General features: G+C 64.9%; 13 protein-coding genes and 1 tRNA gene. 8 read left to right on the top strand and 6 right to left on the bottom strand.

Features of this window, described 5'->3' with window-relative positions:
* The first annotated feature begins 85 nt into the window (after positions 1–85).
* From AC1RTO_RS10260 to AC1RTO_RS10230, 7 genes are all read left to right on the top strand, one after another.
* The gene (locus tag AC1RTO_RS10260) at positions 86–640 is read left to right on the top strand and encodes a hypothetical protein (protein WP_493160768.1); all 555 of its coding nucleotides are present in this window, start codon (positions 86–88) and stop codon (positions 638–640) included.
* Between the two features lie 43 nt (positions 641–683).
* On the top strand, positions 684–1,388 hold the full coding sequence (locus AC1RTO_RS10255) for an NUDIX hydrolase (RefSeq protein ID WP_493160767.1): 705 nt from the start codon (positions 684–686) through the stop codon (positions 1,386–1,388).
* Entirely contained in the window at positions 1,378–2,886 is a 1,509-nt protein-coding gene (locus AC1RTO_RS10250; protein ID WP_493160766.1) for an ADP-ribosylglycohydrolase family protein, read from the top strand. The genes AC1RTO_RS10255 and AC1RTO_RS10250 overlap by 11 nt, the downstream gene beginning before the upstream one ends.
* Positions 2,883–3,524: a DUF2924 domain-containing protein gene (locus tag AC1RTO_RS10245; RefSeq protein WP_493160765.1), complete on the top strand. Its 642-nt coding sequence runs from the start codon at positions 2,883–2,885 to the stop codon at positions 3,522–3,524. Before AC1RTO_RS10250 ends, AC1RTO_RS10245 begins: the two co-directional genes overlap by 4 nt.
* Positions 3,517–5,133: a recombinase family protein gene (locus AC1RTO_RS10240; protein ID WP_493160764.1), complete on the top strand. Its 1,617-nt coding sequence runs from the start codon at positions 3,517–3,519 to the stop codon at positions 5,131–5,133. Before AC1RTO_RS10245 ends, AC1RTO_RS10240 begins: the two co-directional genes overlap by 8 nt.
* A gap of 286 nt (positions 5,134–5,419) precedes the next feature.
* Positions 5,420–5,779, top strand: a complete 360-nt coding sequence (locus AC1RTO_RS10235) for a hypothetical protein (RefSeq protein WP_493160763.1) — start codon at positions 5,420–5,422, stop codon at positions 5,777–5,779.
* Entirely contained in the window at positions 5,770–6,156 is a 387-nt protein-coding gene (locus AC1RTO_RS10230) for a hypothetical protein (protein WP_493160762.1), read from the top strand. The genes AC1RTO_RS10235 and AC1RTO_RS10230 overlap by 10 nt, the downstream gene beginning before the upstream one ends.
* A gap of 277 nt (positions 6,157–6,433) precedes the next feature.
* Here AC1RTO_RS10230 and AC1RTO_RS10225 read toward each other — a convergent pair whose 3' ends face one another.
* Positions 6,434–7,513: a hypothetical protein gene (locus AC1RTO_RS10225; protein ID WP_493160761.1), complete on the bottom strand. Its 1,080-nt coding sequence runs from the start codon at positions 7,511–7,513 to the stop codon at positions 6,434–6,436.
* A 262-nt stretch (positions 7,514–7,775) separates the two neighbouring features.
* Positions 7,776–7,866: transfer RNA gene (locus AC1RTO_RS10220), tRNA-Ser, on the bottom strand.
* A gap of 90 nt (positions 7,867–7,956) precedes the next feature.
* Between AC1RTO_RS10220 and AC1RTO_RS10215 the strand changes: the two genes are divergently transcribed.
* Positions 7,957–8,805: a peptidylprolyl isomerase gene (locus AC1RTO_RS10215; protein WP_493160760.1), complete on the top strand. Its 849-nt coding sequence runs from the start codon at positions 7,957–7,959 to the stop codon at positions 8,803–8,805.
* 3 nt (positions 8,806–8,808) lie between these two features.
* Here AC1RTO_RS10215 and AC1RTO_RS10210 read toward each other — a convergent pair whose 3' ends face one another.
* From AC1RTO_RS10210 to AC1RTO_RS10195, 4 genes are read right to left on the bottom strand one after another with little or no spacing between them, the layout of a single operon-like run.
* Positions 8,809–9,396 carry an ABC-type transport auxiliary lipoprotein family protein gene (locus tag AC1RTO_RS10210; RefSeq protein ID WP_493160759.1) on the bottom strand — a complete coding sequence of 196 codons (588 nt, stop codon included), beginning with the start codon at positions 9,394–9,396 and terminating at the stop codon, positions 8,809–8,811.
* Between the two features lie 4 nt (positions 9,397–9,400).
* The gene (locus AC1RTO_RS10205) at positions 9,401–10,363 is read right to left on the bottom strand and encodes an MlaD family protein (protein WP_493160758.1); all 963 of its coding nucleotides are present in this window, start codon (positions 10,361–10,363) and stop codon (positions 9,401–9,403) included.
* Positions 10,363–11,259 carry an ABC transporter ATP-binding protein gene (locus AC1RTO_RS10200; RefSeq protein ID WP_493160757.1) on the bottom strand — a complete coding sequence of 299 codons (897 nt, stop codon included), beginning with the start codon at positions 11,257–11,259 and terminating at the stop codon, positions 10,363–10,365. Before AC1RTO_RS10200 ends, AC1RTO_RS10205 begins: the two co-directional genes overlap by 1 nt.
* Positions 11,259–12,359, bottom strand: a complete 1,101-nt coding sequence (locus AC1RTO_RS10195) for an ABC transporter permease (protein WP_493160756.1) — start codon at positions 12,357–12,359, stop codon at positions 11,259–11,261. The genes AC1RTO_RS10200 and AC1RTO_RS10195 overlap by 1 nt, the downstream gene beginning before the upstream one ends.
* Between the last annotated feature and the right edge of the window lie 50 nt (positions 12,360–12,409).

The raw sequence follows: 12,409 nt of genomic DNA, 5'->3' as shown, positions 1-12,409 counted from the left end.
GCGGCCTCGCTACCGCGAATGACGCCCTGACCTCAAACTGATTCAGTCTTTGCGCCCGTGGCCCGCACCCTCCAAAATGCGGTGCATGAGGAAAACAGGCATCGAGATTCTGGGGCCCCCGCTGTTTGCCGATATGCATGCAGGCACCAAGGTATTGCGACGGCTGCCCCAGGACGTGATCACGTATCTCGATCAGCTCCGTCACGCTCTGCCGGCAGCGTCAGCGGATGAGCTGAAACAGAACGTCCAAGCCCATTTCGCGGTCGAGCCGCTCGTGATCGGCGAGCTTCGCTCGATCAGGATCGAGGCTTTCCGACGTGATTTCCTCAACGATTACGATTGCTGGATGACAGGCCATTTGCATGAGGCGGAGGTTCCTTACAGCGGGAACGCCCTCTTTTGGCGACTACAATCCATTACGCCCAATGCATTCGACTATCGGGGCAAGATTGGTGCCGCTTCCGTACGACTGCGCACCTACATTGACTCGGAGGATTACTACGGGTTCCGCGACAATATCGGCAAGGCTCTGCGCTCCGCCCGTGCGATGCTCGCAATGACGTACAAAAGTCAGCTCTTGCTTGCTGAACAAGCGCACGATCTCGTGGAGGAAATCGTGGAGAATGCCCTGCCATCTTAGACGTCATTGACGTATATGCATCAGACGTCTAACTATGGCAGCGATGGATGACGCCACGTTCCTTGCGAGCTACGACCCTGCCGCCTTCCCGCCGCTGGCGGTGGCAGTCGACGTCGTTCCCCTCACTTTCACCGCTGGTGCGCTACACGTTCTGCTGAACAAACGCGCGGAGGCGCCTGCCCGCGGCCGGCTCGCTTTGCCGGGCACGTTCGTACGCGCGGACGAAGACATTGACGCTGCGGCACAACGCGGTTTGCGCGACAAGGCAAAGCTCGATGCTCCCGTGCGCCAGTTCCACGCCTTTGGTGCGGTCGACCGCGATCCGCGCATGCGCATCGTCAGCATCGGCTACATGGCGGTTGTCGATGCCGGCACTATGGCCAGCGTGGCTAACGGAGCCGGCCCATGCGAGCTGTTGCCCGTCACTGGCGGCATCGTGCGCAGCGCGAGCGGCCGCCGCACCGCGTTGCCGTTCGACCATGATGTCATCCTGGCCCGCGCGCTCGCGGACCTGCATCGCGATCTCGACCGGGATGACTGGGCGTTCGGGCTGCTGCCGGAAACCTTCTCGCTGCGCGAGTTGCAGGCATTGCATGAGGCCATTCGCGGCCAGGCGCTGAACAAGCCGGCGTTCCGCAAGCGGCTCACCGAGAGCGGCCGACTGGAGGCGACCGGTGAGATGGAGAGCGGCAAGGGTTTCCGCCCTGCCGAACTATACCGGGCAAGGAGGACACAGGATGCCGCTTGACAGGCAGGCCAGCCGCCACGGCGCAGGTGTTCGTACGAGCGTGACGCACCCCTTGCAGATCGCTGCGGTGTCCGCAGGCGCGGGTCTGGGCCGCGTCGGCATTACCTTCTGCCCTGGCAAGTGCCAGCCGCACAGTCTGACCGGCGCATGGGCTCGCGATCTTGGTCTTGATGTCGCGGCTATCGCCGATTGGGGCGCAGCCAGTGTCGTGACGCTGGTCGAGGATCACGAGCTCGTTGCGCTTGGCGTTGCGCATCTTGGTGCGGCAATACGGGCCGCGCATATGGAATGGCACCACCTTGCCATCCGCGATGTGTCCGTGCCGACCGCTGCGTTTGAGACGGCGTGGCAAACTGTCGGCCCTGCCCTGCGCGACCAGCTCAGGGCAGGCTTTGACGTGCTGGTCCATTGCAAGGGTGGCCTTGGCCGCGCCGGCATGGTTGCGGCGCTTCTGCTCGTCGAATGTGGCTGGCAGCCGCCAGAGGCCCTGGCAGCGGTCCGTGCGGCACGCCCCGGTGCGGTGGAGACATCGGCACAGGAGACCTATGTACGTGCGCGTGCCGCCATCTCGGGGCCTCCGCCGCAACGCTCACCTGCTGCCATCCGCGACCGCTGCCGCGGCGCGCTGCTCGGCCTGGCGGTCGGTGACGCGATCGGCACCACGCTGGAATTCGGCCGCCGCGACGGGGCCAAACGGATGACGGACATGGTCGGCGGCGGCCCGTTCGGTCTCCAGCCCGGTGAGTGGACCGACGACACCGCGATGGCGCTGGCGCTGGCCGATGCCCTCGCCACCGATGGTGCGCTCGATGCGCACGACCTGATGGGTCGCTTTGTCGCCTGGTGGCAGGATGGCACGTACAGCTGCACCGGCCGATGCTTCGATATCGGCATCACCACCCGTGAGGCGCTCGGCCGATTCATGCGCAGCGGGGAGCCGTACGCCGGCAGTACCGACCCGATGAGCGCCGGCAATGGTTCGCTGATGCGGCTGGCGCCGGTGGCGATCCGCCACTGGCAGAACCGCGGCCAGCTTGCCGACACGGCTGCACGCCAAAGCCGCACCACCCACGCCGCACCCGAAGCGGTGGCGGCCTGCATGGTGTACGCCGACATGCTCGCCGACGCCGTATCCGGCATGCCGCAACATGATGTCCTTGCCAACGCACGCCGCAGCGATGCCCCCGCCATCGATGCGATCGTACAAGGCAGCTGGCGTGGCAAACGTCGCCGCACGATCCACTCGTCAGGATATGTCGCGCACTCGCTCGAAGCTGCATTGTGGTGTGTTGGACGGACGAGCAGCTTTGCCGGTGCTGTCCTGCTCGCCGCCAACCTCGGCGATGATGCCGACACCACGGCGGCGATCACCGGGCAGCTGGCGGGCGCACTTCACGGCGTCAGCGGAATCCCGGAAATCTGGCTGGAACGGCTTGCCTGGCGCGACCGGCTGACCGCGGCAGCCGATGCGCTGGTCGAGACTGGGGAGGCAGTGTGACGTTCGCTACAAAGCGCGCAGGCGCTACCACAACGGGCAACATCGGCAGCGCCACAATCGTGAGCAGTGCAACACGTTGGCAAGAGCTGTTTGGCTGTCCTGCCCCGCAGCGGCTGCCCAGCCTTGTCGAACAGGCGATCGCCTGGCGCGAGCAGGTGCTGCTGCACGGCGATGTGTCGGGTGCAGTCACGCATGACCTGCAACTTGCGGTGGAGCACGCGCTGCAACGGCGCGGTATTGTAGGCGTTCTAAATACAGCAACGCCTGCTGACGATCCGGTCGCCCTTGCTGGCCTACGCGTGGGCGCAGGCGGCAGCGCTGCAAACGCCGACGGCGCAACTTTGAGCGTTGGATCGGGAGCACCCTCGCAGCCCGTCCGCGCTTGGTCCAGCAGCCGCACCCGCACTTTGCCCCCGGCAGCATCTCAGCTTCTGCCCGGTAGCCAGCTTATCAAGGCCTATGGCGGGCGTAACCACATCGTCGCGGTTGAGGCCGAAGGCTTTCGCTATGAAGGCGAAACGTTCAGTTCGCTGTCGGCCATCGCCAAGCATATCACCGGCACCCACTGGAACGGCCTGCTCTTCTTTGGCCTCAGAAAGCGGCGCAGCTATCCGCCAAAGCCCCGCCGGCATGGCTGAGCGCGCCCGGGTCCGCTGCGCGGTCTATACCCGCAAGTCGAGCGAGGAGGGTCTCGAACAATCGTTCAACTCGCTGCATGCGCAGCGCGAGGCATGCGAGGCCTACATCGCCAGCCAGAAGCATGAGGGCTGGCAGCTCATCCCCACAGCTTATGACGATGGCGGCTTTTCCGGCGGCAGCATGGAGCGCCCTGGCCTCAAGGCATTGCTCGCCGATGTCGAAGCCGGACTTGTAGATACCGTCGTCGTCTACAAGGTCGACCGGCTCACCCGCGCGCTGTCTGACTTTGCCCGCATGGTCGACCGCTTTGACGCGCGCTCCGTATCGTTCGTCAGCGTCACCCAGGCCTTCAACACCACCACCAGCATGGGCCGCCTTACCCTCAACGTCCTGCTGAGCTTTGCCCAGTTCGAACGCGAGGTGACCGGTGAGCGCATCCGTGACAAGATCGCTGCATCCAAGGCCAAGGGCATGTGGATGGGCGGCGCCGTGCCGCTGGGCTATGATGTCGTCGAGCGCATGCTCGTCATCAACGAGGCCGAGGCGGCTGAGGTACGCAAGCTCTTCCAGCTCTACCTCAAGCATCGCAGCGTCGATGATCTGGCGGCGGCTGCCGACAAGGCACAGATCCGGTCCAAACGGCGCATCGCCGCCAATGGCAACACGACAGGTGGCACCAGACTGGGTCGCGGCTCGCTCTACTCCATTCTTGCCAACCCGATCTACGCCGGCGAGATCGGCCACAAGGGCAAGCGCTATCCCGGCCAGCACACGCGTATCGTGCCTGCCGAATTATACGAGTCCGTGCAGCGCCTTCTTGAAACCAACCGGCGCAAGACGCGCGGCACGATGTCGGCGGGCGCCGGACTGATCCTCTCCGGCCTCGTCCAGGATGCCGATGGGCAGCGAATGACCGCGACCCATACCGGCAAGGCCAACCGGCGCTACTGCTATTATGCTTCGGCGGCGACGCGTGTACCGGCGGGTGATCTCGACAGCCTTGTCCTGACCGCGCTTGAACAGACGCTGGCCTCCCCTGCCCGGCTTGCAACAGCGCTCCCAGGCTTTGATCTCGTCTCTCCGGCCATCATTGCCGCCGGTGCCGCGCTGGCCCGGGAACTTGCCACTGGCGACAGCGAGACACGGCACGTTATTGTCCGGGATCTCATCAGCCAGGTCGCGGTCAACGATACCGGCGTCACCACCACATTGGCACTTACAGGCCTTGGCCTTCCTGGCGAGACCGGCACGATTGTCACCCCGGCAAGCCTCGGCCGAGCCAAGGCACGGCTGACCCTCGTCGTCCCCGGTCATGCCGCCGCCAATCCGGATGCCAGCCTCATCGCTGTCGTCGCGCAGGCACGCAGCTGGGTGGCGGACCTCACCAGCGGTCGGCATACGTCCATCCAGAGCATCGCCGATGCGTGCGGGGTGACCTCCGCTTATGTTCGTCAGTTGATCGGTGCCGGCTTCCTCGCGCCCGACCTTGTCACCCGCATTGTCGAAGGCCGCCAGCCAGTGTGGCTGACGCTTGCCCGGCTCACCGCCATGCTGCCGCTACCCACCGACTGGGCCGCGCAGCGCTGCCTGTTTGCTGCGCCAAACTGACGCTTTCGCGTCGTTTTTGCTTGCGTCTCACCTGACGTCGGACGATCAACACTCTGCTCCCGAGATACGCGGGAGCGGGGCTTAGTAACCTCTCCAAGGAGTCAGCCGGTCGCCATTAGGGGGCCGGGTGGCATGCGCGCATGTCCAGCCGGCAACGGTAAAGGCGCATGCGCCTGTTGGACTCCTGCAGGTTACTAACATCCGGCTTCGGCCGTCGCCCCGAGAGGAACATAGGGGCGGCTATCGGCGAAGCTGCACGAGGCGCCCCGCAACAGGGGAGTCTCACATGACGATATCAAGGAAGGTCGCAGCGCTTGCGCTGCCGCTGGTAGCAAGCGCCTGCAACCCGGCAACGTCGGTCGATGGCATGCAAAAGCGCGAGCCGGTGCTCGTTGCCGACAGTCTGCGCGATAGCAACGCGATCATCGCGTGTGTGTCGGCCGCCTGGCTGAAGCTTGGCGGCGCCACCCCCAAGTCCGTACCGCGCGAGAATGGCGCCATGCTCGTTCTGGGCGACAGCTTTCCCATGCTGCTGGTCGACGCGACACCCATCGCCACCGGCACCCACGTCATCATGCACCAGTTCAAGACCATGTGGGCCGGCAGTGACCGCAACCGGGTCGAGGAGGTGCGCGCATGTCTGTGAACTCCGACATGCGGCGTGGCCGACGCCTGCCGCGCGCGCGCCAATACTTCAATCCGCGTCGGTTCGCCGCCGTCTACGAGAACCCGATGACTGGCTGGCGCGAGGGCGTACCGCATCTCGCCTGGCTTTGGCTGCTCCTGTTTGGCGGCTTCTACTTGGCCGCACGCATGGTCTGGCGACCGCTCATCTTCATGATGGTCGTCATTGTGATCACCATGCTGATCTGGTGGCCGCTGATGATCATCGTGATGCTTGGCTTATGGATCCTCGCCGCAACCCAGGCACAGACCATCTTCCGCGAGCATTACATGCGTAAAGGCTGGGACGAGATCGACCCTTGGGAGCAGGATGACGAAATTGGTCTGCCCGTAATGTAAAAAGTTGCTGGCGTTGCGCTCGGTCGCAGGCCGGCGCGGCGCGACCCCGCCGCCGAGACGCTCGCGCTGATGAGCCGCCATTGCCAGGTGAAAGCCCTCGCGTACCCTTACGGTACGGGATACGGGTACGAACGATGACAAGATGATCATCGTGAGGTCCCCTCCCGGTTGCAGAGACCATTGCTGGCGTACGAGACATGACAAGCCAGTCTGATCGACGACATTTGGCGCATGGAATGCGCGCCCTAAATTCCGAAGGCAAAATCCACAGGGGGCGCTACCGCGCCGATTGCTTTCTTCTGCTATCCAGGTAGCGCCTCGCGTCCAATCGTAGCGTATTGTGGTACTTTTCAATCGCCCGCTTCTGCCGCGCGATGTGTTCGTGCAAGACCGCTTGTTGTTCATCCATCCGCACCCGCAACAGGGGTTGGTCAATTACCGATCCCTGGAAGGTGAATCGAACCAGCTGCGCTTCCTCATCGATCTGGCCAAAGCACGGTGGCAGCGGCTCGCCTGTCTCTGAGTGAACCCGAAACAATCGGGTGTCGCCAAAGAAGGGTATTTCGATAATCGTCCGAGACCTTGCCGAATCGGCCGCCTCTTCGACGAACTCGTCTACCTTACTCAGTACAAGTGCAGACATTCGCGCATCGCGTTCTATCATCTCCGCAAGATGCTCACGAAGCGGCTCCAGCAAAGTGGCAGGAGTGCTATTCACAATGTTATCGGCAACTGCTATGAAATGATAAGTAAGAAGGTCTATGAGACGCCCCGTGAATATTAGATCAATTAGACCTTTGGATGTCGACCGTGCCGACACCGTCTTTTTGACCGGGCCAGATACGTGATGAGTCACGACGTGTTCAAAGCGACTATCTGCACGAAGGGCGTACGGGCCCAACCGCTCGCTGTGTTCATCGAGTTGGGCAACAAGGCGATCATATGTCGCATTGTGCATCCCCTTCGGTCGTCCACCGCTTATCCTGGCTTCAAGCCGTTCAACCTTCTCGGTAAGCCTCACGTTGTCGCGGATCAGACTGCTGCGATTTACAAGCCCGTGGCACCTTGTGCATTTCCACATATGCTCCCTGGCGATGAGGTGCTTCACCGGCCTTCGGCATTCCGGACAAAGGCCATAGGCCTCACGGCGCAGCAGGCCCGCCTGCTTCAGGACAAGCCCGATTCCGATCTCGCCAGCATACGCTTCAACAGCGCCTGAAGCACGGTGTTCGAACGAAACGCGCATTACATTATCGAAGCGCGAGACGACCTGCCCGCTACCGATCACGCTCCCGGTAGCATCACGCCAGACAAGCGTGCCGTGGCCTGCGTCAAACGCCTGATAGAGCGCGGCCACGGGAAGCCGGCAATAAGCCTCGCAATACCGCAACTGGCCGCCTCCCGAAGCTGATCAGCTCCTTTTTTGCGTTCCGACAGTTTAATACCGTATGCGGTACAAATCACCTGTGAAATTGCGCAAAGCGCTGCGGAGAGACGCAACGGCCATTCCCCGCGATGCTGACGGTGAAGCAAGGCGTCTATAGACGCGGCAACAGGGGCCTAAGGGCCTGTATTTCCAGGGAAATTTTTCCGGAAGTAATGCCACCGATAGGACGAATTGGCGGAGCGGGAGGGATTCGAACCCTCGATACGCTTTTGGCGTATACTCACTTTCCAGGCGAGCGCCTTCGACCACTCGGCCACCGCTCCGCATGTCCTGGAAGTGGGGCGCCTAGCCTGTCCGCGGGCGCGCCGCAAGTGATTGCGCATGGCGGGCGGATCGGCCAGCCTTGCGGCGATATGCTGAAGCTGATTCTCCTCGCCGCCGCGCCGTTGGCGCAGACTGCCCCCGCGCTCGTGCAGAGCGACCCGATCGAGGCCGACTGGCGGGCGATCCCCGACGACGAACTGATGATCGTCACCCTCGCGACCGGTCGCCAGGTGGCGATCCGGCTCGCCGCGGCGATGGCGCCGCAGCATGTCGGCAATATCCGCACGCTCGCGCGCAGTCGCTGGTGGGACGATGCCAGCGTGTATCGGGTGCAGGAGAATTGGGTTGCCCAATGGGGCGACGCGACCGAGAAGAAGCCGCTGCCCGCCGGCGTCACCGATCGGCCGGCGGCGGAGTTCGAGATCGCCGCATTCCGGCCGGCGGTGCGGATGGGCAAGGCGGACAGCTATTCGACCGCGTCGGGGATCACCGCCGATGGCTGGCCGGTGGCGACGAACGGCACGCAGGCATGGCTGACGCATTGCTACGGCATGGTCGGCGTCGCGCGGGATGCCTTGCCGAGCACCGGGTCGGGTGCGGAGCTGTTCACGCCGATCGGCCAGTCGGCAAGGCGGCTGGACCGGAACTATACCGTCGTCGGCCGGATCGTGGAGGGGATGTCCTATCTGTCCGCCCTGCCCCGCAGCGAGGCAGCGATGGGCGTCTATGCGACGCCCGGCGAGCGGACCGGGATCGTATCGGTGCGGCTGGCGAGCGACCTGCCCGCGAGCGAACGGCCGCACTTCCAGTATCGCGCCGCGGACAACCCGCGCTTCGCCGCCGCGGTCACCAAACGCGAGCGTCCGGAGGCACCGACGATCGGCCTGGGCGGCGCCGCGGTGTGCGACGTGCTGCCCGCGGTCAGGCGGGCGCCGTAAGCGTCAGCGTGCCGCGACCCAGGTCGCGACCTCGCCCGCGACGCGATTGGCGGCTTGGCTGAGCGCCGTCCCGGCATTGGCGGCGTCGATCGCAGACACCGGCACGCGCGATTCGAAGCGGCGCTTTTCCACCGTCTCGCCCCCGGCGCGGGTCAGCGCGGCATCATAGGTCACCACCGCTTCCCGGCTGGTCGCGTCGAGGCCGAAGCGGCGCAATTCGCCCGAGAGCGTCGCACTGGGATCGCTGATCGACTGGACGGTCGAGAGCACCACCATGTTGCTGCGCGCCGACACCGTGTCCGACAGCAGCCTTGCGAACAGCCGGGCGGGCGGTTCGGTCCATTGCGCGTTCTCGACATAGGCGATCGTCGTCGGCGTCGCCTGCACCGGCACGCGCGCGCCGGCGATCGAGGTCGGCGTCGACGGCACCTGAATGGTGATGGAGCGTGCCTTGGCGGAATTCTGCTCGGCGCCGACCGCGGGGCCCGATGCCGTCTCCAGCGTCAGCAACGAGGGCGGCGGCTTGGCGCCGAAGCTGATGCAGGCGGCGAGCGGCAGGGCCGCGGCGACGATGAGGAGCCTGGTCTTCATGATCTCACTTGCCCTTGTAGTCGGGGAGCTTCTGCTGGCCGATCAGCGAGCTGGCACCGCCCTGATCGACCTTGTCGGCGATCGACGACAGCGCGGTCGCGGTGACGCGCAGGTCGCGGACCAGCCGGTTCGCCTCCGGGATGGTCTGCTTCGAGAAGGTCTGCAGGCCCGGCCGCGCATCCTGGATCGCCGCATTGAGCGTCTCGGTGCTCTGCTGCGCCGAGGTGATCGTCTTGTTGAGGCTCTGCAGCGTCGGCTTGACGTCCTCGGCGAGCACGCCGTTGGTCGTGTCGGCGAGCTTGCCGATCGACTGCGCCGCATCGCCCGCTTGCTGGATCGCGATGCGGGTCTGCGCCAGCGTCGCGGCGATTTCCGGCCCGCGATCGGCAAGCGCGTCGGTCAGGCGGTTGGTGTTGTCGAGAATGCCTGCGATCGAAGCCTGATTGCGATCGGTCAGCAATCCGGTCAGCCGCTCGGTGAGCGTCGACAGGCGTTCGAGCAACTGGGGTGCGCTGTTCAGGATCGCACCGATGCCGCCCTGTTTGGTGGCGATGACCGGCACACCATAGGGGCATTGCGTTGCATCGGGCTGTTCGGGACAGACGATCGGCGGCGCACCCTTGCGCGCGCCGTCGAGCGCGACGGTGCTGGTGCCGGTGAAGCTGCCGAGGATGGTAGCGGTCGTCCCCTGCAGGATCGGCGTTTCGTCGTTGACGGTGACGCGAACGCGGACGAACTGGGGATCGGGCTTCCACAGGGCGATAGTCTTCACCTGCCCGGTCGGGACGCCGGAGTAGGTGACCGTCGACCCCTTGGCGAGGCCGTCGACCGACTGTTTGAAGAAGATGTCATATTCGCGCTCGGTCGCGCCGCCGAGGCGGGCGATCCAGACGGTGAAGATCGCCAGCACGGCGAGCAGGATCAGCACGACGGCGCCGACGATCACATGGTTGGAACGGGTTTCCATCAGTCGCTACTCGCCTTTTCGGCCGGTTCGGTCGTCGCCGCGGCCGGACTTGCCGCGATCTGCTGTGTCTTCACTTCGGTCGGATGCGCGGCTGCATGCGCGTCCTTGGTGGCGACGGCGGCGCGGCCACGCGGACCCCGGAAATATTCCTGGATCCACGGATGATCGAGCGCCAGAAGCTCGTCGATCGTCCCCACCGCGATCACCTTCTTGTCCGCCAGCACCGCCACGCGGTCACAGATGGCGTAGAGCGTATCGAGATCATGGGTGATGAGGAAGACGGTGAGCCCCAGCGTCTTCTGCAGCGACTTCGTCAGGTCGTCGAATGCCGCGGCACCGATCGGGTCGAGCCCGGCGGTCGGTTCGTCGAGGAAGAGCAGTTCGGGATCGAGCGCCAGCGCCCGGGCCAGGCCGGCGCGCTTCTTCATGCCGCCCGACAGCTCGGCGGGAAACTTGGGGCCGGCATCGGGCGCGAGGCCGGTCATCACGACCTTGTATGCCGCGATCTCCGCCATCAGCGCCGGGTTCATGTCGCCGTAGAATTCGCGCAACGGCACCTCGACGTTCTCGGCGACGGTCAGCGTCGAGAACAGGGCGCCGCCCTGGAACAGCACGCCCCAGCGCTTGCGGATGTCGGTCGCCTCGGTTTCCTCGCGTCCGATCGTCGGCTCGCCGAAGACGGTGATCTCTCCCGCGACCGGGGTCTGGAGGCCGATGATCGAGCGCATCAGCACCGATTTGCCGGTGCCCGAGCCGCCGACCACGCCGAGGATCTCGCCCCGCCGCACGTCGAGGTCGAGATTGTCGTGGATGACCGCCTCGCCGAAGGCGTTCTTCAGGCCGCGGACCTGGATGATATGTTCGTCGGCGTCGTGAGCGGTGGCGGAAGCGGGCATCAGTTCCACCCCACCCAGGTAAAGAAGACGGCGAAGAAGGCGTCCAGCACGATCACGAGGAAGATCGCCTGCACCACCGCCGAGGTGGTGCGCAGGCCGACCTGCTCCGCGTCCGATTCGACCAGCATGCCCTGGAAGCAGCCGGCGATCGCGATGATCGCGCCAAACACCGGCGCCTTGATGAGGCCGATGTACAGATCGGTGATCGGCACGACCTCGCGGATGCGCTGGATGAAGGTGACCGGCGGGATATCGAGCGAGATCCAGCACAACAGGCCGCCGCCGATGATCGCGATCAGCGACGCATAGAAGCCGAGCAGGGGCATCAGCAGCACCGCAGCGATCGTCCGCGGCAACACCAGCGCCTCCATCGGCGACACGCCGATCGTGCGCATCGCGTCGATCTCCTCGGTCAGCTTCATCGTGCCGAGCTGCGCGGCGAAGGCGGAGCCGGACCGGCCGGCGACCATGATCGCGGTCATCAGCACGCCGAGTTCGCGCAGGGTGAGGCGACCGATGAGGTTAATCGTGAACACCTCCGCGCCGAACTGGCGGAGCTGCACCGCGCCCTGCTGGGCGATGACGATGCCGATCAGGAAGCTCATCAGCCCGACGATGGCGAGCGCCTGGACGCCGACCACCTCGAACCGGTGGACGGTCGCGTTGAAGCGGAAGCGGCTGGGATGGCGGACGATATTGACGAAGGCGATCGTCGTCGCGCCCATGAAGCCGAGCAGGCCGTACAGCGTGCGCAGGCTGATGACGACCGCATCGCCGATCTCGCCGAGCAGGCGGCTGAACGCGTTCGACGAACGATCGGGCAAGGCGACCGGCTGGTCGGCGGCAACGACCGAGTCGAGCAAGTAGCGCCCGTCCTCGTCCAGCCCGTCGATCGGTGCGTCATGCCGGCTGGCCAGCCGGTGGACGACCCAGGCGCCGACGGTGTCGATCCGGCCGACGCCGCTGAGGTCGATTCGCTCGACCGGGCCGGGCAGCGAATCGAGACGGTCCGGCAGCTTGCCGAGTGTCCGCAACAGCAGGTCACCGGAAAAGCGAAGGGTTCCGCCGCTGTCCTGCTCGAATTCGGCTGTGGCGCTCATCAGGGTCGCTTCTGCGGCAAGTCGGCGGAGACGGCAAGGCGTTTAACATA

This window comes from Sphingomonas sp. GW821-FHT10F09 (genome assembly GCF_058809195.1).
The sequence above is the reverse complement of the archived record's forward strand: the minus strand, read 5'-3'. Positions and strand labels throughout refer to the sequence as shown.

Excerpts from the sequence above, each read along its gene's own strand:
- AC1RTO_RS10260 (WP_493160768.1), top strand. The coding sequence starts at position 86 with ATGAGGAAAACAGGCATCGAGATTCTGGGGCCCCCGCTGTTTGCCGAT.
- AC1RTO_RS10255 (WP_493160767.1), top strand. The coding sequence starts at position 684 with ATGGATGACGCCACGTTCCTTGCGAGCTACGACCCTGCCGCCTTCCCG.
- AC1RTO_RS10250 (WP_493160766.1), top strand. The coding sequence starts at position 1,378 with ATGCCGCTTGACAGGCAGGCCAGCCGCCACGGCGCAGGTGTTCGTACG.
- AC1RTO_RS10240 (WP_493160764.1), top strand. The coding sequence starts at position 3,517 with ATGGCTGAGCGCGCCCGGGTCCGCTGCGCGGTCTATACCCGCAAGTCG.
- AC1RTO_RS10235 (WP_493160763.1), top strand. The coding sequence starts at position 5,420 with ATGACGATATCAAGGAAGGTCGCAGCGCTTGCGCTGCCGCTGGTAGCA.
- AC1RTO_RS10230 (WP_493160762.1), top strand. The coding sequence starts at position 5,770 with ATGTCTGTGAACTCCGACATGCGGCGTGGCCGACGCCTGCCGCGCGCG.
- AC1RTO_RS10215 (WP_493160760.1), top strand. The coding sequence starts at position 7,957 with ATGCTGAAGCTGATTCTCCTCGCCGCCGCGCCGTTGGCGCAGACTGCC.
- AC1RTO_RS10210 (WP_493160759.1), bottom strand. The coding sequence starts at position 9,396 with ATGAAGACCAGGCTCCTCATCGTCGCCGCGGCCCTGCCGCTCGCCGCC.
- AC1RTO_RS10205 (WP_493160758.1), bottom strand. The coding sequence starts at position 10,363 with ATGGAAACCCGTTCCAACCATGTGATCGTCGGCGCCGTCGTGCTGATC.
- AC1RTO_RS10200 (WP_493160757.1), bottom strand. The coding sequence starts at position 11,259 with ATGCCCGCTTCCGCCACCGCTCACGACGCCGACGAACATATCATCCAG.
- AC1RTO_RS10195 (WP_493160756.1), bottom strand. The coding sequence starts at position 12,359 with ATGAGCGCCACAGCCGAATTCGAGCAGGACAGCGGCGGAACCCTTCGC.